This is a genomic window from Reichenbachiella agarivorans (assembly GCF_025502585.1).
In the GTDB taxonomy this organism is placed as follows: Bacteria; Bacteroidota; Bacteroidia; order Cytophagales; family Cyclobacteriaceae; genus Reichenbachiella; species Reichenbachiella agarivorans.
Genome location: NZ_CP106679.1, coordinates 3,282,391 through 3,302,874 on the forward strand (window position 1 = coordinate 3,282,391; position 20,484 = coordinate 3,302,874).

A 20,484-nucleotide genomic window follows, 5' to 3' on the forward strand; every position below is an offset into this window, starting at 1 on the left:
GTTAGCGATTGATCATCACCCTGCTAGATGCCCGATCATGATCACCAATCACTTGTAAGATGTAGATGCCAGATCGGAGAGATAGGTTGTCAATGAGATAGACTTGATTGAGCACGTTGTCTATTTTTTGCTCCATGAGGACTTCTCCATTCATGTTGATGAGTCTTATGATTGCATTTTGTTTCTCGTAGAAATTGATTTTGACGTTGAATTGATCACTCGCTGGGTTAGGGTAAATTCTGATTTTGCCATCCAAATCAATATTGTCAGGTGCTGCCACATCAAAGAACTCGATGTTGTCTAGGAATAAATTGTTGCCATGCTGATTGGTAAATGAAAAGGACAATCTAATGTCACTCATGCCGGTATAAGCACTCAGGTCTAAAGTCTCTGTGATCCAATCTTCTTCACTTTCTGGAAACCACTCTGAACTTGTTTCCGTGACGGCCAACCCAGCCCCGTTTTTATCAAATAGCACTTCATCAAAGGACTGGCCACAATCTGTGGATAGGAGTACTTGCAGTCGATCATTGCGTCCCGTACTGTAGGCATAGGAGTAGTCAAAACGCATAGCGGCTTCATCTAATTCGCTGAGGTCAAGTACTGGGCTGACAAACTGATTGACTAGACCAAGATTGATGTTGTCAAATGCATTGTAGTGCATGGATCGATCCCGGTCGTCAGATGGGTTGACGTAGAGTTCCCAATATTGGAGATTGGATGAGCTGTATTTTTTCCATAACTCATAGGGCGGTTTGGTCAAAAAATCGATCTTGATAGGTAATTCTTCTACACTCGCATTGACAATAAAATATTGACTGAAGTTATCATTGGTAGGCAGTTCATCATTTTGCCCATTAGGTGAGGATACGTTGAAATCGGCAGACCATTCACCTGCTTCTATATCCTCAAACAGGAGGGTTACCGTAGTGTTTTGTCCAGGACTAAGATTGACTTGATCTACCTCTTTGGATTGCGTGATTTTGCCCACTTTCCCCGTTACTTTAAAGGAGGTAAGATTTGAGAAACCATTGTTTCGGACTTCAATATTGGCCTGAAAATCACTCAGGCAACTGACAACAGGAATGTTATTCACGGATTTGATCAATGCATCATGATTGGTGACACTGGTTGTTGTGATGTGAATATTGTCCAAATAGATGTTGTTGCCATTTCCATTCTGCCCTACAAAAGCCAATACAATTTCATCGAGGTTTGTATATGAACTGAGGTTGAGTTCTACATTTTTCCAGTCACCTAAACCACTTGGGGAAAAGGGACTACTGCTCTGAGAAGTAGTCCCAAGGTAGGGGGCCAATTGAGAGAATAGCGTGTTTTCTACAGGGAAGGTGTTGCCACAGTCGGTTGATACAATCACTGCTAACCCATCAGTGTAGTTGCCTGGTACGGCAGCAAAGGCATAATCAAAGTTCAGGTCTGCAGTGGCAATGCCTATCAAACTGATTGCGGGACTGATGAGGTAATCCAGTGTACCAAGCTGATCCGAGCTACTCCCAGCGTAGGACAAAATGGCTGCTTCGTTGCTGGCACTTTCGTCAGCAGCAACCCCATAAGACCAATTACCTATGATGTGCCAGTCACTGCTTCCTGTCATGCTGCTGTTGGTGAAATCTTGATCCAATGGGATAGTAGTCCAATCGGGAAAGTAACCCTCTACTGTACGACTGTTGTTGCCACTGTTGCCATCGCTACCTCCATTGACTGTGGTCACCAGAAATTCAAACAAACTGGAAGTGTTGTTTACCGCATAAGGATCAAATTCAATTTCCGCAGTTTCTAGCAGATTTAAGTTTTGACTGCTAGATAAGGTCTGAATGATGACACCATCGACTTTGAGCTGTACATCGAAAGAGGTGATTGCATTGGTTCCATAGTTTTTGACTTGTAGTGTAGGCGTGATGTTTTTGTCACAATTGCCAGAGCTGGGTTCTATGATTTGATAGATTCCTAGGTCATTGGCTACTTGCACGACCTCTTGCAGTGCAGGACTTGTCAGTAGGACGGTTCTTCTAGGACTGTTTTCAATCACTGTCCTCATCCTTTCTTTTTGATCTAAGGTGAACAGATTCATGCATTTGTCAGCTGTGTAGTCCATGTAGTTTTGGGTCATGTCTGTGGTCGTGCAGGAAAAGGATATTGATGCTTCGCTACAGTCCATATTGGGATTCGTGCTGCTCTGCTGTAGAGGCGTGTCATCGCAGTAATCATCTGCGCTACAATTAGAAGCATCACCCCATATGTGTCTCAAGCCTAGCCAGTGACCTACTTCATGTGTGACGGTCCTGCCTCTGGAAAAATCATCTGTGTTGTAGCCCGTTCCAAAATATTGGTAATCAATGAATACACCGTCTGTCAGAGCGTCATTGGATTGTTCTATATTCAATCCCACGAGGTTGGATAGTGGAAATTGTGCATAACCAATGTAATCATTGCTCAAATCTGAAACCCATATGTTGAAATATTGGTTGGCATCCCAGTAGCTCTCATGCGCGAGATCATCTAGCTGATTGATGCTGTAGTCGTCTCTACTGCCACGCACGCGGTTGATGCCATTGGTAGGGAGGCCTTCTGGATCCCTCACGGCTAGTTTGAATTCAATTCGAGTATCTGCGGCAAAGGGCAAAAAATCTAACGGCGTATCATTCGCGTCCTCATTGGTTCTTCTAAAATCCTCGTTCATGGTTTGGATTTGAGAGATGATTTGCTCGTCAGGGATGTTGCTCGCAGTACCGATACTTTCTCCCTGATGCACTACATGTACGACAACTGGGATCGTATAGACTAGGTCACTTTGGGTACTATTGATTCTAAAGTTCTTTTTGTACTGTATGCGTTTGTGCATCCAATTCTCAAATGCTTCTTTGGATTCTTGAGGGAAAGTTTGTTTCGCTTCGTTGAATGGAACAGTACCGCACCTGTCTTGAGACACGGCAGTAAAACCAATGAGGGTAAGTAGGGGATATAGGAGTAGTTTGTACACAGGATATGAAAGCGTTGAAACTAATCAAAGTTTCAACGATTCTGAAAGAATTTCATGTGAAAATCGAGAACTATCCTGCTGGCTGTGTGTTTTTGGCTCTGATAGCAGTCACCTCTGGTGCTACTCTTTTGATCGCCTCTTCTATGCCTGCTTTCATAGTCATGTGTGACATAGGACATGATTCACATGCTCCTAATAGTTCTACATGCACGACATAATCATCGTCTATGTCCAACACACGCACATCTCCACCATCCGCTTCCAGATATGGTCTGATATTGCCAATGGATTCATTGATTCTGACTAAAAGCTCTGTTTTTTTGTTGCTATCCATATATTGGTTTTGAGTAATCAAATTTAACCTGAAATATTTAATTCATGCGTAGAAAGTCTAAAAGTAGTATCTAGTACTAAGTATTGCGTGTTGAGACTTTTTCTAACCACTCACTATTATCAACTCATCTGCACAACCTTTGTTTTCTCTCCATTTGCATTTCTGATGGCTACCTGTCTTGCGACAGATTGAGCCAGTTCAGTAAAGGCATCTTCTGTGATTCCTTCTTTCATGACTGCAGGATATCCACTGTCGCCACTCTCTCGGATAGATTGTACAATTGGAATTTCTCCCAAAAATGGTACTTCTTCTTTCTCTGCCAGTTTTCTTCCTCCGTCCTGTCCGAAAATATAGTATTTGCTATCTGGGAGTTCTGCGGGTGTGAAATAGGCCATGTTTTCGATTACACCAAGAATAGGTACGTTGATTTGGGGTAGTTTGAACATGGCCAAACCTTTTCGGGCATCAGCAATCGCTACTTTTTGCGGTGAAGTTACGATGATTGCACCTGTCACAGGTACAGATTGTACGAGCGTCAGGTGAATGTCACTGGTCCCAGGAGGCAAGTCGATCAACAAGTAATCTAGTTCGCCCCATTTGACGTCACTGATGAATTGCTTCAATGCAGAACTGGCCATAGGACCTCTCCATACGATGGCGTTGTCCTTTGGCGTCAAAAACCCAATTGATACCAGTTTGACACCATATTGCATGATAGGGATGATCAGATTTTTGCCATCTTCCATGACCATGTCTGGTTGTTCATGTTCGCAGTTGAACATGGTAGGGATAGATGGGCCAAAGATGTCTGCGTCGATGATACCCACCTCTGCACCACTTTTGGCCAGCGCAACAGCTAGATTGGCTGTAACAGTAGATTTGCCTACACCGCCTTTGCCAGAGGAGACGGCAATGATGTTTTTGACTTTGGGCAAAGTGAATGATTGGCCTCTTGTCGAAGTAACTTGTGCACTCATATCCAATTCGATTTTCAATCCATTGGCTACTTTTTCTACTGCTTCCATGCAGTCCTTTTTGATCTTTTCCTTGAGTGGACAGGCTGGGGTGGTCAACTCTACGGTGAAACTGATTTTCTCGTCAGTGACAACCAGATTTTTGATCATTTTGAGGGTGACCAAATCCTGTTTGAGATCGGGGTCTTGCACGGTACTGAGTGCCTGGAGTACTTCTTTGTTTGTTACTTTCAATGCAGTAATGTCGCTTTGTGTTGAATTTGTCCGCAAGTTAAGTGATATCGGCTTTTTGTATCATATAATGAGTTAATTTCGTGCTAGATTTGTAATCCCAAAGACCCAAAAACTAATTAAGAGAAATAAGTGATCAGTAATCATACCATAGAGGAAATCAAAAACCGTATGGACATCTATGAAGTGATTAGTGATTTCGTTCAACTCAAAAAAGCGGGTTCTAGTTACAAGGCATTGAGTCCATTCACAGACGAAAAGACACCATCTTTCGTCGTCTCACCTTCCAAGAATATTTTCAAATGCTTTAGCACAGGCAAAGGTGGAGATCCAATCACGTTTTTGATGGAGATAGATGGCCTTAGCTACATGGAGGCACTCAAATACCTGGCTCAGAAATACGGCATTACCGTAGAAGAGGACGAAAGGAGTGAAGAGTACAATCATGCCCAAAACGAACGAGAGAGTTTGTTTATCGCACTCAATTTTGCCAAGGATCATTTCGTAGACAATCTGTGGAACAGTGATGAAGGCAAAAATATTGGACTGACTTATTTCAAAGAAAGAGGCTTTAGCGAAGAGACGATGCGGACTTTTGATCTGGGTTATGCCCTAGATCAGTGGCAGGGATTAATAGATGCCTCTAATAAAAAAGGATACAATGAGGCGTATCTCGAAAAGGCAGGATTGAAAATCGTCAAGGAGGACAAATCTTATGACCGTTTTAGGGGTAGAGTTACTTTTCCAATCCACAATATCTCAGGCAAAGTCATTGCGTTTGGTGCTCGTACACTCAAGAGTCAAGAGAAGGGGCCTAAATATATCAACAGTCCTGAGACAGACTTATATACCAAGAGTAAAATCCTTTATGGAATTTTTCAGGCAAAGAATGAAATTAGAAACCTAGCGAATTGCTACCTGGTAGAGGGCTACACAGATGTGATCTCGCTCTACCAAGCTGGGATCAAAAACGTAGTGGCGTCTTCGGGGACTTCATTGACCGAGGATCAAATCAAATTGATCAAGCGATATACCGACAATGTCACGGTGCTATTTGATGGTGACAAGGCAGGTATCAAGGCGTCCATGAGAGGAATAGATATGATGCTGACTGGTGGTCTCAATGTCAAGGCGGTTCGTTTCCCTGATGGCGAAGATCCAGACAGTTATTCTCGGCAGATTGGGGGAGAGGCTTTCAAGGCATATTTGAATAAGAATAGTCTTGATTTTATTTCTTTCAAGACGGATTTGTATATCTCAGGTACAGTTGATCCTATCAAAAGAGCAGAATCGATCAGAGAGGTAGTCCACAGCATCTCGTTGATTCCTGATCCGATCAAGCGCACAGTTTATTTGCAGCAATCTAGCTCCCAGTTGGGGATAGAAGAATCTACGCTGCTGACCGAACTGAACAAACTATTGCTCAACGAAAGCAAAGCCAAATATCAGGCTCCTATGCCAATGGAGCCACCTGCGGATTTATTTGCCGATCCTCAGGATTTGGAAGAACAAGTTCTGCCTCAAACAGTACTGCAAAATCAAGAACGAGAAAATATCCGCATGTTGATCAACTACGGACAAGAATTGATCGTAGGGTTGGAGGGTCAGGAAATCAATTTGGCGCAATACATATTGACCGAGTCCGAAGATATTGAATTTACCACCCCGATATATGACCGACTTTTGAACATTTTCAAAGAAAATTTGTTAGAGGGTAAAGTGACGAGTTTGAGAGATTTGTTGAGTCATTCGGATGAAGAGGTGCGCACTGTAGCGGTCGACCTATCTACCGAGCGACACGAATTGAGTCCCAATTGGTCCGACAAGTTTCAGATTTCGGTAGCGCATGAGAGAGATACGCTCAAAAAATCTGCATTTGGGAGCATTCTCAGACTTAAGTTTAGAATTATAAGAAAAATGATTGCTGACAACATGGATAAAATGAAGTTGGCAGTAGATGAAAAAGAAATTGACGGATATTTGTCCGTAATAAGTGACTTGAAAAAGATGGAAATGGCCATCGCTAAAGAATTAGGAAACGTTACCGTAAAGTAGACATGTTAGATTTAGTATCAGAAGGAATAGAGGCTATCAAAAGAGGTGAAGTGATCATCGTAGTAGATGACGAAGACAGAGAAAATGAAGGCGATTTTGTGTGTGCAGCTGAGAGTGTGACACCTGAGATTATCAATTTCATGGCTACTCATGGTAGAGGATTGATTTGTGCACCATTGGTCGAAAGCCGTTGTGACGAGTTGGGTTTGGAGTTGATGGTAGGTAGAAATACGGCAGCTTATGAAACACCCTTTACAGTTTCTATTGACTTGATTGGTCATGGTTGCACCACGGGGATTTCGGCCAGCGACAGAGCCAAAACCATCAAAGCCTTGGTTGATCCTACAATCAAGCCTGACGAACTCGGCAAACCAGGTCATATTTTTCCTTTGCGAGCAAAAAAAGGTGGCGTACTGCGCAGAGCAGGACATACAGAGGCAGCCATAGATTTGGCACGACTCGCAGGGATGGAGCCTGCAGGTGTCTTGGTGGAGATCATGAATGAAGATGGCAGTATGGCAAGACTCCCAGATTTGAGAGTGGTTGCAGACAAATTCAAACTCAAATTGATTTCGATCAAAGATTTGATTGCTTACCGAATGGAGAAGGAATCTTTGATTCAAAAGGAAATTACCGTCAACATGCCTACTGAATGGGGGGATTTCAAATTGACTTCCTACAAGCAATTGAGCACAGGAGAAACACATTTGGCTTTGGTCAAAGGTGAGTGGGAGAAAGATGAACCTGTAATGGTCAGGGTACACTCATCTTGTGTGACTGGAGATATTTTTGGCTCGTGTAGATGTGATTGTGGAGATCAATTACACAAGTCAATGAAGATGGTTGAGGAAGAAGGCAAAGGTGTCGTGCTATACATGAATCAGGAAGGAAGAGGTATCGGGCTCACCAACAAGTTGATGGCATACAAGCTTCAAGAAGAAGGCTTGGATACAGTAGAGGCCAATGAAAAACTAGGATTCCAAGGTGATCATAGAGATTACGGTGTAGGTGCGCAAATTCTCAACAACCTAGGAGTGACTAAAATCCGTTTGATTACTAATAATCCAACAAAAAGAGTAGGTTTGATGGGCTATGGTCTTGAGATTGTAGAGAATATCGCGATGGAAGTAATCCCCAATAAGCACAATCAAAAATACTTGGAGACCAAACGTGACAAAATGGGTCACAGCATTTTGAAAAAATGATTAAATACTTGACTTTCATATCGTTATTTTTTGTGTCATGGACTGGTTACAGTCAGGAGTTTTCTTCTCGGGTGTGGCACAAGGGATGGTTGGTGACCATGGATGGTGATACCGTCCATGGAGATCTGAAATACGATATGGAAGTCAATACCATTCAAATCCTCAATGAGAATCAAAAAATACAAGCTTACAACAGCAAGAAAGTAATGTATGTGGAATTTTTTGATAGTGTATTGAAGAACTACCGCAAGTTCTACTCCATCCCATACAACGTCAGCTACGACTTCAGAGCACCTATTTTGTTTGAAGTCCTGTACGAAGGACCGACGACACTGCTGTGTAGAGAAAAGATCGTTGTGGAAACAGACCCCTATAGTCAGTCATATTATGGTGTGTCGACTGTCTCAAGGGAACGTGTTTCTCTGACTTACTATTTTGCATTCAAGTCGGGAGAAATAGTCATGTACTCGGGTAAAAAAGGTGAATTGTTTACCATCCTAGATCAACGTCCAGATCAGATCAAGGAATACATCAAAAAGAACCGCCTTGACCCCAATGAAGTGCGAGATTTGATTAGAATAGTAGCCTTCTACAACTCCATCTAGCCAGAGTCTCACGAATCTTACATAAATTTCTTCTGTTGTAAAACTTTTTGAATCCAGTATTCATCCTAGGGATATATGGATCAAAACAGGACGGAACTAATCGAGACCAATGAGCTTGCCTAATATCGCTTTGGATCATACGGAGAAACTTATCGAGCGTGCCAAGCTGGGTGACAAAAAATCATTCAATGAAGTGGTCGGGCTATGGTACAAGAAGATTTATAACTTCTGTTACAAATACTGTCACGACCATGACCAAGCCAGCGAAGCAGCACAACGGACTTTCATCAAAGTTTATGATCACTTACTCAAACTAGAGGATATTGGGAAGTTCAAATCATGGCTTTACATCATTGCTCTGAATGTCTGTAGGGAGGAAAGCAGAAGAATGACCCGTGTCGCCAAGATGTTTGTGTCTGATGGTGACGATTCCAAACACGTGGAAGTCGATGGAGGAGAGACATTTGCGCAGGTCTATGACCGCAGTGAATTATCATCGATCGTAATCGCATCACTCAACCAGTTGGGAGAGGAACAAAAGGAGGTGATCTTGATGAAGGAATATGAAGGATTGAAGTTCAGAGAGATAGCAGAAGTGCTCAATATCTCCGAAAATACTGTCAAGTCGCGCTTGTACTATGGCTTGAGTAACCTGAAAAAGATATTAGTTAAAAATCGTGCATTCAAAGAATCCTACGACTATGGGAAATAAAATAGATGAAGTGAAGATGATGGACTATCTCTATGGCGAGATGTCTGCAGATGAGCTGTTGGAGTTTGAAAAACTTCTCGGTGAGGATGCCCAACTCAGGGCAAAAGTCGAAGAATTGTCTGCTGTGCAGGGTGTTTTGGGTAGCGTAGAAGCACAGGACGTTGTGATTCCATCATTTGCGCTAGCTGATAAGGCAATGGATTTGCAGCGCGGATGGCTCAACCATTCTTCCTTCAAATGGAGTCTATCTGTTGCCGCTTCAATATTGATATTGCTGACCACTGCATATTGGATGGAATTCAAAGTGGTTCAGAATCAAGGTCAGTTATATATAGGTTTTGGTCAGTCCATTGATTCAGCGCCCGCAATCTCTGCTCAGCAGGTGCAGCAAATGATAGATGAAGCAGTAACACAACAGAAGATAAGTACTCAGACGGAGCTTGGTCTATTGGCGAGTAGTATGGATGAGAAACTCAATGAGAATCATAAAAAGAACCAGAATGCGTTGAAGCAAGGGTTGTTGAATCACAAGATCAAAACCGACGAGGTACTCAAACTCTATGTGGCTCAACTCAACGAGGGTAATAAGAAGATGATTGAAAACTTCTTTGTAGTATCCAACAAGACGCAAAAGGAGTACATGAATACGGTATTGGCTGATTTCAATGAGTTTTATCAAAACCAACGAAACTATGACATGGAGATGATTCAGTCCAATCTAGGTATGATGCAAGACAACTACAGCGTAAGACAGCTTGAACAAGAAAACCTCCTAGCCAACCTATATGATATTGTCAAAACTCAAAGCAAATAAAATGAAAGGAATAATAATCACGGTGCTCATGCTGACGGTCAATCAGTTGATTGCACAAGAACTTGATTCCAAGAAAATGGATCGAGACATTAAGATTTCAGAAGATGTGATTGCATCACTCGTCAAGTCAGAAGCAGACGAAGGAGAGTTTTACTCGGTCAAAGTGGGAGCGACCTACATGCCTGATTTTGGCGTGATGATCAACCTGGAGCGTCTGGGTTATTTTTCTCCTCAGGGATTCAAATCTGATTTTGATTTCCATTGGGAGTTCAATGATGCCAATTGGGAGATAGATATGGAGAGGATTCAAATGGACGTAGAGAGAATCACAGCCCAGGCAGATCACATGGCTAGAGAGGCAGAGGCAATGGCTAGAGAGAGTGAGCAAGCACGAAGAATGGCTGATCAAGAAAGAAGGAGAATCGAACGGGATGTCAGAAGTGAGCAGGAGGCGCACCAGAGGGAATACAGGCAGAGTGAAGAGCATGTTCAAATCGAAGAAATAGAGGTGATAGAAGAAGCCCCAGAAGAACCAAGAGTGATTGTGATCAAATCATCAGGAGATAGTAAAAACACAGCGACTGAAGCTGATTTTGAAGACTTGTTTTCGAGGATTTGTGAAGTCTATTTTACAGACTATGCGGGTTTGATCTCTCAACTCAAACCAGATGAGAAAATCATGTTGACTTCTAAAATTAGAGGAGAAGAAGGAGAGCCTGACGCGAAAATCAGTGCCTTTGTGAGCTACAAGGATATCGAAGCGAAAAATATGGGTAAGCTGAGTCCTGAAAAGCTCATAGAGAAAATAGTGTACACCAAAACACCATTGATCCAAAAGAAGATTGCTGATTTGGAACTTTTGGCAAGTATTTTTCAACGCTTGTACAAATCAGACTTGGCGACCACATACTATACTTCATCCCCCATCGTGTATGAAAAACTGGATAACTATGGGGCAATTTACAAGATGAAAGTGTACTCATCCTATCAAGTAGGAAAGGATAATTATAAAATCGTCTCACAGGGAAAAACGGGATTGACAGAGAAGGAAAGAAATGAAACAGTAGAGGCAATGTACCCAGCATTTGAGCAGCAACTCAAAGAAAATATGGTAGACTATGGAAAAACACTTAGAAGTTTAGAAGAAAATGAAAGTCTCGTATTTCAGGTTGCTTTGACCCAATGCAATGATTGCAAAATGCCGAAAAGCGTAAAGGCTACCATCAAGCAATCTGTCCTCAGCGAGTACAACGAAGGGAAAATCAAGCGTGAAATAGCTATATCCAAGATCAGCATCATCAAAGGTGAATAAGCAAAAAGGGCACTGTATTTCAGTGCCCTTTTTGCTTATTCATTTCCTTATTCCAACAATAGGATTACTTTTGCCCATTCAAAATGAAAAGTGCTTCATACATACCTGATCCAAATCACCCGTTGGTTACGCCACCGTGAGTGTCTGCACTGCTTTGGCACTCAAGCTATCTATTGGTTGCTTTATAATCATTTAAAATATTAGTTCATTGGGCTTTCATGTCCTATAATTCATTGTTGGTAGATGAAAAATTATTTGAATCTTTTTGACTTCAAACAGAAGGTAAATTACAAGTCTGAAATTCTCTCTGGTTTGACCGTAGCATTGGCGCTGGTGCCAGAGGCAGTAGCATTTGCATTGATCGCAGGCTTGTCACCTTTGACAGGGTTGTATGCTGCCTTTATGATGGGGTTGGTTACTTCAATATTTGGTGGACGACCAGGTATGATTTCGGGTGCTACAGGTGCTGTGGCAGTTGTAATAGTTACTTTGGCCAAGTCACATGGCGTGGAGTATGTCTTTGCTGCAGTAGTGTTGGCTGGTGTGATCCAAATTTTAGCTGGGGTATTTCGTCTGGGTAAATTGATGAGGTTGGTGCCACACCCAGTTATTTTTGGATTTGTCAATGGTCTAGCAATCATCATTTTTATGTCACAGTTGGATCAGTTCAAAGACATGTCTGGCAACTGGCTCACTGGTACACCCTTATACATCTTACTTGGTTTGGTGGTGTTGACCATGTTGATTATTTGGGGACTTCCTAAGTTGACCAAAGTTGTTCCTGCTTCGCTGACTGCTATCTTGGTGATATTTGGTTTGGTGACTTTTTTCGGGATCGATACCAAAACAGTAGGAGATATTGCCTCTATCAAAGGTGGTTTTCCTCCTTTTCATATCCCGATGATCCCGTTTACTTGGGAGACTATGACGATAATTTTTCCATATGCGGCCATTGTAGCAGGCGTAGGTTTGATTGAGAGCTTGTTGACGCTCAATATCATAGATGAAATCACCGAAACTCGTGGTAGAGGAAACAAGGAAGCAGTTGCTCAGGGGACTGCCAACATTTTATCGGGTGTATTTTCTGGAATGGGTGGATGTGCGATGATTGGTCAGAGTTTGATCAATGTATCTGCGGGTGCACGTGCTAGACTGTCTGGAATTGTGGCGGCTGTTATGCTGCTGGTATTCATCATGTTTGGTTCTAGCTTGATCGAAAAATTGCCAATGGCAGCTTTGACAGGACTGATGATCATGGTGTCGATTGGGACTTTCGAATGGGCCAGCCTGAAGACAATCAATAAATTTCCTAAGTCTGATATTTTCGTGATGGTATTGGTGACACTCGTGACGATATTCTTACACAATTTGGCTTTGGCGGTATTGGTAGGGGTGATTATCGCTGCTTTGGTTTTCGCCTGGGACAATGCCAAACGTATCCGTGCGAGAAAGTTTGTGGATGAGCAAGGGGTGAAGCATTACGAGATTTTTGGTCCCTTGTTTTTTGGGTCTGTGACTGTGTTCAATGAGAAATTTGATGTGCTCAATGATCCAAAAGAAGTGGTGATAGACTTTGCAGAAAGCCGTGTGGTAGATATGTCTGCGATCGAAGCGCTCAATAAGCTTACTGAGCGGTATTTGAAGGTGGGTAAAACCGTTCATTTGAAACATCTCAGTCCAGATTGTCAAAAACTCCTAAAGAATGCTGAAGAAGTCATTGATGTGAATATTCTAGAAGATCCAGGTTACAGGGTAGTGGCTGATAAGGTATAAGTCTCAGTGTCTATTCGGCATACAGTCGTTTAGGAGCTACAAGGATGACTTCCTCTCTGTCTACCATTACCTGACCGGGTAAACTACCCTTAGGTTTACGAACATATTTTTTGTGTGTATATATGACAGGGCAGAGGGTGTCATTTTTGCGCTTGGAGTACCATGCCGCGATCTCTGCACTTTGCTCAATGACATGTTTGGGTACTTGGGCATTGTTGACAGTACGTATCACTACGTGAGAGCCTGCCACATCTTTGGCATGTAGCCAAAGGTCATTTTTCTTGGCATATTTTTGTGTCAGAAGGTCATTGTTTTTGGCATTCTTCCCTACCAGCACTTCATATCCATCTATGTTGACCTGAATGAATGGCAATACCTTGTCTGGCATTGATTGGGTAGATTCTACTTTGATATGATCCCGGAGTTCATGTAGAGACTGTGTAGATACGATGGATTCTTGCTGTTGGAGAAGATTGAGAAGCTGTGCCTCCTTTCTCTCTAGGTTTTTCTGGGCTGTACTGATCTCAATCCCTTGATTTTTTGATTTTCGGTAGTAGGTTTCTGCACTGAGTTGCAAACTTTGATGCGCCTTTATTTTGATCTTGATGTCTTGATTGTTGTAAAAGTCAAATAAGGTAATCTCATTTTGCTCTGGTCTAATGGCTACATGGAGATTGGCCATCAAAATATTGGCTATCTCGTCATAGCCACGAGATTGCTCCAGTGCTTGGATGCGCTCCATAGTATTGGCGATGTAGGCTTCAGTTTTGGAAATCTCCTTTTCCAGTTGTCTCAGTGCGGTTGATTTTTCCTTTTTGAAGTGATACTCTACAAAGAATGCTTTGGCAAAGGCATTGCAAGCTTCTACACTGTCTGAAAACACCTTTGGCTCTGTATCCAAGGCAATTGGCACCAGACTTAGTTTGGGGACATAGTCGCCCAGATACAGGTATATCTGATGAGAAGTCAGTATGGATAGACAATCTTGCAACAAGGATTTTTTTTGATCCACGGAAGCCATGGAGTAACCTTTTTCTTCCAAATATTGATAAATGGTCTTGTCAAAAGTTGGAAACAGCTGCTTCAAATTAAAATCCTCTTTGACCCAAGCTGCTTCACTTTGGTCGATGTTTCTATCCAAAGCCGTCAAGAGAATTTCTTGATCTTTGGGCATGTCATTTCTGAACATAGAGTGGTAGTCCCCCATCTGATAGAGGATGACATTGCTGCGTCTACCATGCAACTTGAATAGCAAGGTAAATGTGCCAAGGTATATGGATAGGCATCTTTCGTTGTTGAATACTTTGATGCTGCTTACTTCTTTGTCATAGGCCTTTTGGAACAGATCTACCGAATTGCGTTTGGCTCTGGCGAAATTTTCTGGAAAGGAGAGTAGGGACATCTCACCTTCGAGATTGGCTTTGATATGAAAATGTGCATCTGCATCTTCAAAGCGTAGAATCAGTTCGTTGCGATTTTGACTGAAACAACTGATCAGTTTCTTGCCGATGAGGTGGGTGGATAGGTCATCAGCCAACAAGCGCAAAAAGTAGTAGTTGAATTGCATCAGCAGTAGAAACTCTGACCATCAAATGCCAGTGATACATGAGGAGGGAGGGTCTTCTGTACTTCCTGATGCAAGCCTAAATAATGGCTAATGTGTGTGAAAAATGCCTTCTTAGGTTTTAGTTCGTTGACCAATGCCAAAGCCTCGCTCAAGGTGAAATGTGAGATGTGCTCTTTGATTTGTAGCGCATTGAGGACCAGTACATCGAGACCCTTTAGCTTTTCTTTTTCTTCATCGGCAATCGTCTTTGCATCTGTGATGTATGCGAAGGAACCAATTTTAAATCCATAGACGGGGAGTTGAAAGTGCATCACTTCTACAGGTTCAATATCCACTCCGTTGATCGTGAAAGGTTGGTTTTGGATAGGGTGAACCTCCACCGTAGGTACTCCCGGGTATTTGGTATCAGCAAACACATAGGAGAACTCTTCTTTGAGTCTATCGATCACACTAGGACGTGCATAGATAGGCATATCCATTTTTTGTTTGAAATTGAAGCTACGGATATCGTCTAGTCCTGCTACATGATCTTTGTGCTCATGAGTGAACAATACAGCGTCCAGTTGCTTGACTCTATTTAGTAGCATTTGTTGCCTGAAATCTGGGCCAGTATCTACCACAAGGGTAGTATTGTCCTTTTCGATCAGAATAGAGGATCTGAGACGCTGATTTTTGAAGTCTACACTGCTGCATACTGCACATTCACATGCTATCACAGGTATCCCTTGCGAAGTGCCAGTACCTAGAAATGTTATTTTCAAAGTTCGAGTTCTTTTTGTGAAAAGAGTTCTTGTAAGAAAGTTAGGTTTTTAGGACTCATTTTGTCTTGAGACAATTTGACCTCCTTGAGTATATCCATCAGACAGTTGATTTTACCATCTAGTGAGTAAAATTTGTTGACTATGATGACTTTTGTTTCATTCAAAATGCAGTACCCTGATTGAAAATTGCCCTTTTCGTAGCGCAATACATAATCTGATTCTGAAAATAGATCTTCAAGTTTATTCAAAAAATGATTGGTGTACTTAATCATGATCTTCTGTGTACATCTTGACCTTGTCGACCAACAAGTCGAAATTGAGGGGTTTAGGAATGTATTCGTTGATACCTACTTCTTTGAAATCACTGATAGAGTAGTTCTTAGCATTGCCGGTAATGGCCAATATTGGGATTTGAGATTTGATCGGATCACTCAATCCTCTGATATGCTTGGCACACTCCATGCCATCCATCTGTGGCATATTGATGTCCATGAGTATCAGGTCATAATCTTCGCTATTCAATTTTTCTAATACTTCTTTGCCATTTTTGACCGCAGTGATACTGAAATTTTGAATTTGAAGTATTTTTTTGGTTAGATTTTGGATAACTGAGCTGTCCTCTGCAATTATTATTTTTTTCATTTTAAGCTGAGTTTAACCATATAAAAATTCCTTTTGATGAATCCAATGCTTGTGAAATAAAGGTGGCAAAACAAAAATCCAATTTAGTGACAATCTATTAGTTTTTTAGAATGTTTTTGTAGTTTTCTTGGAATTCCATGTAGGATTCTAATATCCCTTCCAATTTTATTTTCAAATCTGTTGTGTCCTGTTCTTTGAGTTGTTTTTCTAAGCTGATCACTTTGCTTTCCAATATTTCTATTCCCAATGTGCCCGAACTGCCTTTCAAGGTATGCAGCTCTTTTCGGATTTCTTCGATCTCTCCTTGATCATACAGCTTGAAGCAGCGTCCGATTTGTTCACGGGCTTCGTTCTCAAAATCTGACAAGACGGAATTCAACAATTCCTTTCCTCCGTATTTTGATAGCTGGTTGAGTGTATTCTGGTTAATAATTAATCCCAATTTGTCTTCGCTTAGAACCTGCTTAATTTCTTTAGGTTCAAAATTAACATGATCCATGACCTTTTTGATCACGACCTGCGCTTTAATTGGTTTGGCTACATAATCATCGAGTCCTGCGGCAAGGAACTTTTTCTCATCGTCTTCCATTGAATAGGCTGTCATGGCTACTATGGGAGGGAGATTGGCGATTCCGAGGAATTTTAGCTTTTGAGTCGTTTGGATACCATCCATCTCAGGCATCTGGATATCCATGAAGATCAAGTCGTACTCTTTCACCATGGCTAGGTCTATGGCTGCCTGTCCACTGTCAGCAGTATCTACCTGACAACCTGCCTTGAGTAGTATTTGGCTTGCGACCGTTCTGTTGACTTTGTTGTCATCCACAACCAAGATTGTCGGTGTTTTGAGAGCAAACTCCTTAGGTACTCTGATTCGTTCTTCTGGTTCGATGGTTTCTGCTTTGGGATTTTCTATCACACCTGCTTCGAAAGTAAACCAAAAAGTACTGCCCAGTCCAGGAGTAGATGCTACGCCAATTTTTCCGCCCATGGATTTGACCAATTCCTTGGAAATGGCCAGTCCAAGTCCAGTACCTCCATAAGATTTGGTGCTGGTATTGTCTAGTTGATTGAAGTTGACGAATAGCTTTTCAATTTCTGATTTTTTGATTCCAATTCCTTCATCTTTGACTTGTACTTTGAATTGGTGTTTGTTATCAGAGGTGCTTTGTAGTATCAGGCTGATGTTGATGGTGCCTTTGTCATTGGAGAACTTGATGGCATTGCTCGTCAAGTTAGAAAGGATTTGAAAGAGTCTTGTTTCATCAACCATTACCGATTCTGGTGTGTTTTCGGCGATGTGGTAGTAGATACAAGAATTGTTCAGCTGCGCCTGCTGAGAAAATAAATCATAGAGTTTTTCGAAAGTTGATACCAATCGAACAGGCTTTTCTCTCAACTCCATTTTACCCGCTTCGATTTTGGACAAGTCCAAGATGTCATTCAAAATCACCATCAAAGTCTCTGAGGACTTTTTGATGGTTTTGATGTATTCATATTGCTCTTCATCTAGATTGGTACTTCCCATGAGGTCAATCATGCCGATGATTCCATTCATTGGAGTCCTAATCTCATGGCTCATGTTGGCAAGAAAACGCTCTTTGATGGCCAATGAGTTTTCTGCAAAATCTTTGGCTTGACGCAATTCGATATTGGTACGTTTGAGTTCTGATATATCTCTTGCTACACCTTCCACCCCTATGATTTTGTTGTCACGGTAGATCATTCGGATGTTGCAGATGAAATCTATGTTGTCTCCCTTGGGTCGTTTGAGTCGTGCCTCAAGATTTTGTAGAGCTTTCTTTTTGAGTAATTCTTCTAGTATGAATTCTGGTGTGTAATCTGACACAAAAATACTCATGATGTTTTTACCGAGCACTTCGTTGACCTCCATGCCAATGGTACTCACGGATGGACTAATCATCTCGATTCGTCCTGTCAGATCCCAGCGGATGTAGATATCCTGTATGGATTCGAAGATCTCCCTAAACTTGAATTCGCTCTCTGCCAAGGCTATCTCTGAGTTCTTTTTTTCGGTAATGTCGTGTGCAATTACCGATACTTCTTCGATCTGTCCATCTGCTTTGATGATCGGGTTGATGAACACCTCAGTCCATGTAGTAGTAAGGTCTGTTTTGGTCTCCTTGCTCTGAAAATTGACAGGTTCTCCTTTGAACGCCTCTTTATAATATTGATCCCAGTTTTGACGACCATCTATGTGTATCTCAGTACCAGTGGAGATGGTTGTTCTAAAATTCTCTTCGAGGCAATGCGCAAATTCATCATTGAACGAGGTGAGTTTAAACGCCTGATCCACAGACCAGATTTGATGACTGGAACTTTGAAAAATTGCTCTTAACCTCGCATCTTGATCTGTGATCTTTTCTTCGTTGTTTTTTCGTTCGATTGCCAAAGAAATCTGACTGGAAACGAAAAAGAGCAGTTCAAGGTCTTTGTAACTGTAATCAGACCTATCCTCATAAGAATGGATGGTCAGTAGACCAATGTTTTTGTTGCCAATGGTGATGGGTACGCCTAGCCAAACCTTGGGTAACTTGGCAGATTGATCCAGTTTCAAGCTTGCAATCTTGGCTTGTATGTCCTCTTCGTAGAGCATTTTGGCTTGGGTGCTACCCATCACATATTCTCCCAACACTTCATTGACCTGTTGTTCTGTAAGGATTTCCTTCTCATCTGTCAGTATGGTTCTGAAATAGGGGATGGATTTCTTTTCTTCGGTCTCTATCAAAATAGAAATGTTGTGAATCACTAGTATGTTTTCCAACTCGTGGAATAGGTTCTGATAGAGCTCGTTGAGCTGCATTCCCTCTATGTTGTAGCTGGCGATTTTGGAGTAGAGTGATTGCGCTTTTTCCGTTCTGATTCTTTCAGTAATATCATAGAAAATGCCTCTGAATTGTGCCCTGCCATTCATGTCAAATGAACAATTGACCCGACCCGATACGAAGATTTTCTTTCCTTGATCAGAAAGAAAAACACATTCGAACCGGTCTATGCTTTCACCTTTGATGATTTTGTCAAGGTTTTCTACTGTTTTGGACCATTCATCGACACTGACTATGTCCTTAAATTTGAGCTGGTACACGAGATGATTATACCCTAGCTTTTCGATCCATGCTTTGTTGACAAATTGGAAAGTACCATCCTGATCAAATATCTGAATCAAGTCATAAGAGTTGTCAAACAATTCGGTTAACTGGTCATTGGTGCGTTCTAATTCCTTCTTGACTTTTTGGCGTTCTGTGATATTCTCACCGATTAGACTGATCCCTGATACTTCGTTGAGTGCGTCCTTGAGGAAAATGACATTGAATCTTACATGGATCTCCTCATCAATGGAGCTGAAAAGCTTCCCCTGTAACTGATCTGAATATTTGCCTTCATGTGAAAGATTGGCATACTTTTTTTGATTGATGTTTGAAGTACTGTCTGGGACAAATACCTCAAACAAGTTTCTGCCTACCAATGATTCCAAATCTGTTTTTAAAAAGTCCAAGAGTTTGCGATTGCAAAACCGAATAGTTCCCTCAGTATCAGTGGTCAGGGCGACTACCTCTGAGGTGTCTAAGGATTCCTGCATTTTGGACTCAGCTGAGGCGATTGCTTCCTCACGGGTCGTTTCTAATTCCAGACTTTTGCGCTCAGTGGTATCTACGGCCGCACAGATGTATCCCAGGAATTTGTTGTTCTTGGAATAGCGAGGTACGCCAGTATCTAGTAACCACCTGTAGTGGCCTTCTGTGTCTTTAATTCTAAAGGAGTATTCGTATTTTTTGTGTTTCCCTATCGCAAAATCCAAGGCGCTCAGGTATTGGAGCCTGTCTTCTGGATGAATCAGTTCTTTCCAAGTCTCGTATTTGTTTTCGTCAGAGGAGCCTAGTAGATCATGCCAGCCTTTGTTGAAGTAGGTGATCTTGTTGCTTTCATCTGTGATACGAATAAAAACGGGCGCATTGTCAGCGATAGAATTGGCTGTACTTGTTTTGCTTTGTGTGCCTTCGATCAGATCCAAATGAGCAAGGTAGCGCTCATCTTTTACTTTACTCAAGGTGCATATTGTAGAAAAAGACTTTCCACTTTTATCGACAAATTCAAACTCAAAAGGCTCGCTTTGATCAAAGCTTGCTTTCTTCACCTGATATGCCCAATTTTTCTTGCTTTGTTCCCCATCCATTTGGTAGATAGGGAGTACTTCTTCTATAGTCTTGTCTACAAAGTCGCTGGCGAAAACAAATTTGTCTTCCGCCTTAGGACTAAACTCAATGATTTCTGCCCCTTCGAATATAAAAAAATAGCTGGCTGACGATTCGAGGAGTAGATCATACTTGTTGTGCAGTTCTTTCAGTTCACTTTTGAGTTTGCTGATTTCATTGACAAGTTCAGATCTCTCTTGATTTAGGATCGCCATTCTTATCGGTTAGATAGTATTTCGTAAAGTGATAAAATTAGTAAGAATAATTTAGATTATTCCTAGACC

Annotated in this window: 15 protein-coding genes; 7 read left to right on the forward strand and 8 right to left on the reverse strand. The window is 41.7% G+C overall.

Translation table 11 applies throughout. The annotated features are described in order from the left end of the window. Position 1: 1 nt before the first annotated feature. From N6H18_RS13880 to N6H18_RS13890, 3 genes are all read right to left on the reverse strand, one after another. Positions 2 to 3,001, reverse strand: coding sequence for a T9SS-dependent choice-of-anchor J family protein (locus N6H18_RS13880; RefSeq protein ID WP_262308879.1), 3,000 nt, complete (start codon positions 2,999 to 3,001; stop codon positions 2 to 4). A 70-nt stretch (positions 3,002 to 3,071) separates the two neighbouring features. Next, positions 3,072 to 3,335 carry a NifU family protein gene (locus tag N6H18_RS13885; RefSeq protein ID WP_262308880.1) on the reverse strand — a complete coding sequence of 88 codons (264 nt, stop codon included), beginning with the start codon at positions 3,333 to 3,335 and terminating at the stop codon, positions 3,072 to 3,074. Between the two features lie 119 nt (positions 3,336 to 3,454). Further along, positions 3,455 to 4,543, reverse strand: a complete 1,089-nt coding sequence (locus N6H18_RS13890; RefSeq protein WP_262308881.1) for an Mrp/NBP35 family ATP-binding protein — start codon at positions 4,541 to 4,543, stop codon at positions 3,455 to 3,457. A gap of 129 nt (positions 4,544 to 4,672) precedes the next feature. Between N6H18_RS13890 and dnaG the strand changes: the two genes are divergently transcribed. The 7 genes from dnaG (at position 4,673) to N6H18_RS13925 (ending at position 13,016) form a co-directional block, all read left to right on the forward strand. Beyond that, on the forward strand, positions 4,673 to 6,595 hold the full coding sequence (gene dnaG / locus N6H18_RS13895; RefSeq protein WP_262308882.1) for a DNA primase: 1,923 nt from the start codon (positions 4,673 to 4,675) through the stop codon (positions 6,593 to 6,595). 2 nt (positions 6,596 to 6,597) lie between these two features. After that, on the forward strand, positions 6,598 to 7,800 hold the full coding sequence (locus N6H18_RS13900) for a bifunctional 3,4-dihydroxy-2-butanone-4-phosphate synthase/GTP cyclohydrolase II (protein ID WP_262308883.1): 1,203 nt from the start codon (positions 6,598 to 6,600) through the stop codon (positions 7,798 to 7,800). Continuing rightward, complete coding sequence (locus N6H18_RS13905) at positions 7,797 to 8,405, forward strand: hypothetical protein (RefSeq protein ID WP_262308884.1); 609 nt, start codon at positions 7,797 to 7,799, stop codon at positions 8,403 to 8,405. Before N6H18_RS13900 ends, N6H18_RS13905 begins: the two co-directional genes overlap by 4 nt. Positions 8,406 to 8,514: 109 nt before the next feature. Beyond that, positions 8,515 to 9,117, forward strand: coding sequence for an RNA polymerase sigma factor (locus N6H18_RS13910; RefSeq protein ID WP_262308885.1), 603 nt, complete (start codon positions 8,515 to 8,517; stop codon positions 9,115 to 9,117). Next, positions 9,107 to 9,931 (forward strand): anti-sigma factor family protein, encoded by an 825-nt coding sequence (locus N6H18_RS13915; RefSeq protein WP_262308886.1) that lies wholly within the window; start codon positions 9,107 to 9,109, stop codon positions 9,929 to 9,931. The genes N6H18_RS13910 and N6H18_RS13915 overlap by 11 nt, the downstream gene beginning before the upstream one ends. Position 9,932: 1 nt before the next feature. Further along, positions 9,933 to 11,243 carry a hypothetical protein gene (locus tag N6H18_RS13920; protein WP_262308887.1) on the forward strand — a complete coding sequence of 437 codons (1,311 nt, stop codon included), beginning with the start codon at positions 9,933 to 9,935 and terminating at the stop codon, positions 11,241 to 11,243. A gap of 243 nt (positions 11,244 to 11,486) precedes the next feature. Next, complete coding sequence (locus N6H18_RS13925; RefSeq protein WP_262308888.1) at positions 11,487 to 13,016, forward strand: SulP family inorganic anion transporter; 1,530 nt, start codon at positions 11,487 to 11,489, stop codon at positions 13,014 to 13,016. Between the two features lie 10 nt (positions 13,017 to 13,026). Here the strand turns inward: N6H18_RS13925 and N6H18_RS13930 are convergent, their stop codons facing one another. The 5 genes from N6H18_RS13930 to N6H18_RS13950 form a co-directional block, all read right to left on the reverse strand. Further along, the gene (locus tag N6H18_RS13930; RefSeq protein ID WP_262308889.1) at positions 13,027 to 14,583 is read right to left on the reverse strand and encodes an NFACT RNA binding domain-containing protein; all 1,557 of its coding nucleotides are present in this window, start codon (positions 14,581 to 14,583) and stop codon (positions 13,027 to 13,029) included. Continuing rightward, a complete protein-coding gene (locus N6H18_RS13935) occupies positions 14,583 to 15,344 on the reverse strand; it encodes an MBL fold metallo-hydrolase (protein WP_262308890.1) in 762 nt (253 codons plus the stop codon). Before N6H18_RS13935 ends, N6H18_RS13930 begins: the two co-directional genes overlap by 1 nt. Next, positions 15,341 to 15,592: a hypothetical protein gene (locus N6H18_RS13940; protein ID WP_316044815.1), complete on the reverse strand. Its 252-nt coding sequence runs from the start codon at positions 15,590 to 15,592 to the stop codon at positions 15,341 to 15,343. Before N6H18_RS13940 ends, N6H18_RS13935 begins: the two co-directional genes overlap by 4 nt. 16 nt (positions 15,593 to 15,608) lie before the next feature. Continuing rightward, positions 15,609 to 15,986: a response regulator gene (locus N6H18_RS13945; RefSeq protein ID WP_262308891.1), complete on the reverse strand. Its 378-nt coding sequence runs from the start codon at positions 15,984 to 15,986 to the stop codon at positions 15,609 to 15,611. A gap of 97 nt (positions 15,987 to 16,083) precedes the next feature. Next, positions 16,084 to 20,415: a PAS domain S-box protein gene (locus N6H18_RS13950; RefSeq protein ID WP_262308892.1), complete on the reverse strand. Its 4,332-nt coding sequence runs from the start codon at positions 20,413 to 20,415 to the stop codon at positions 16,084 to 16,086. Positions 20,416 to 20,484 lie beyond the last annotated feature (69 nt).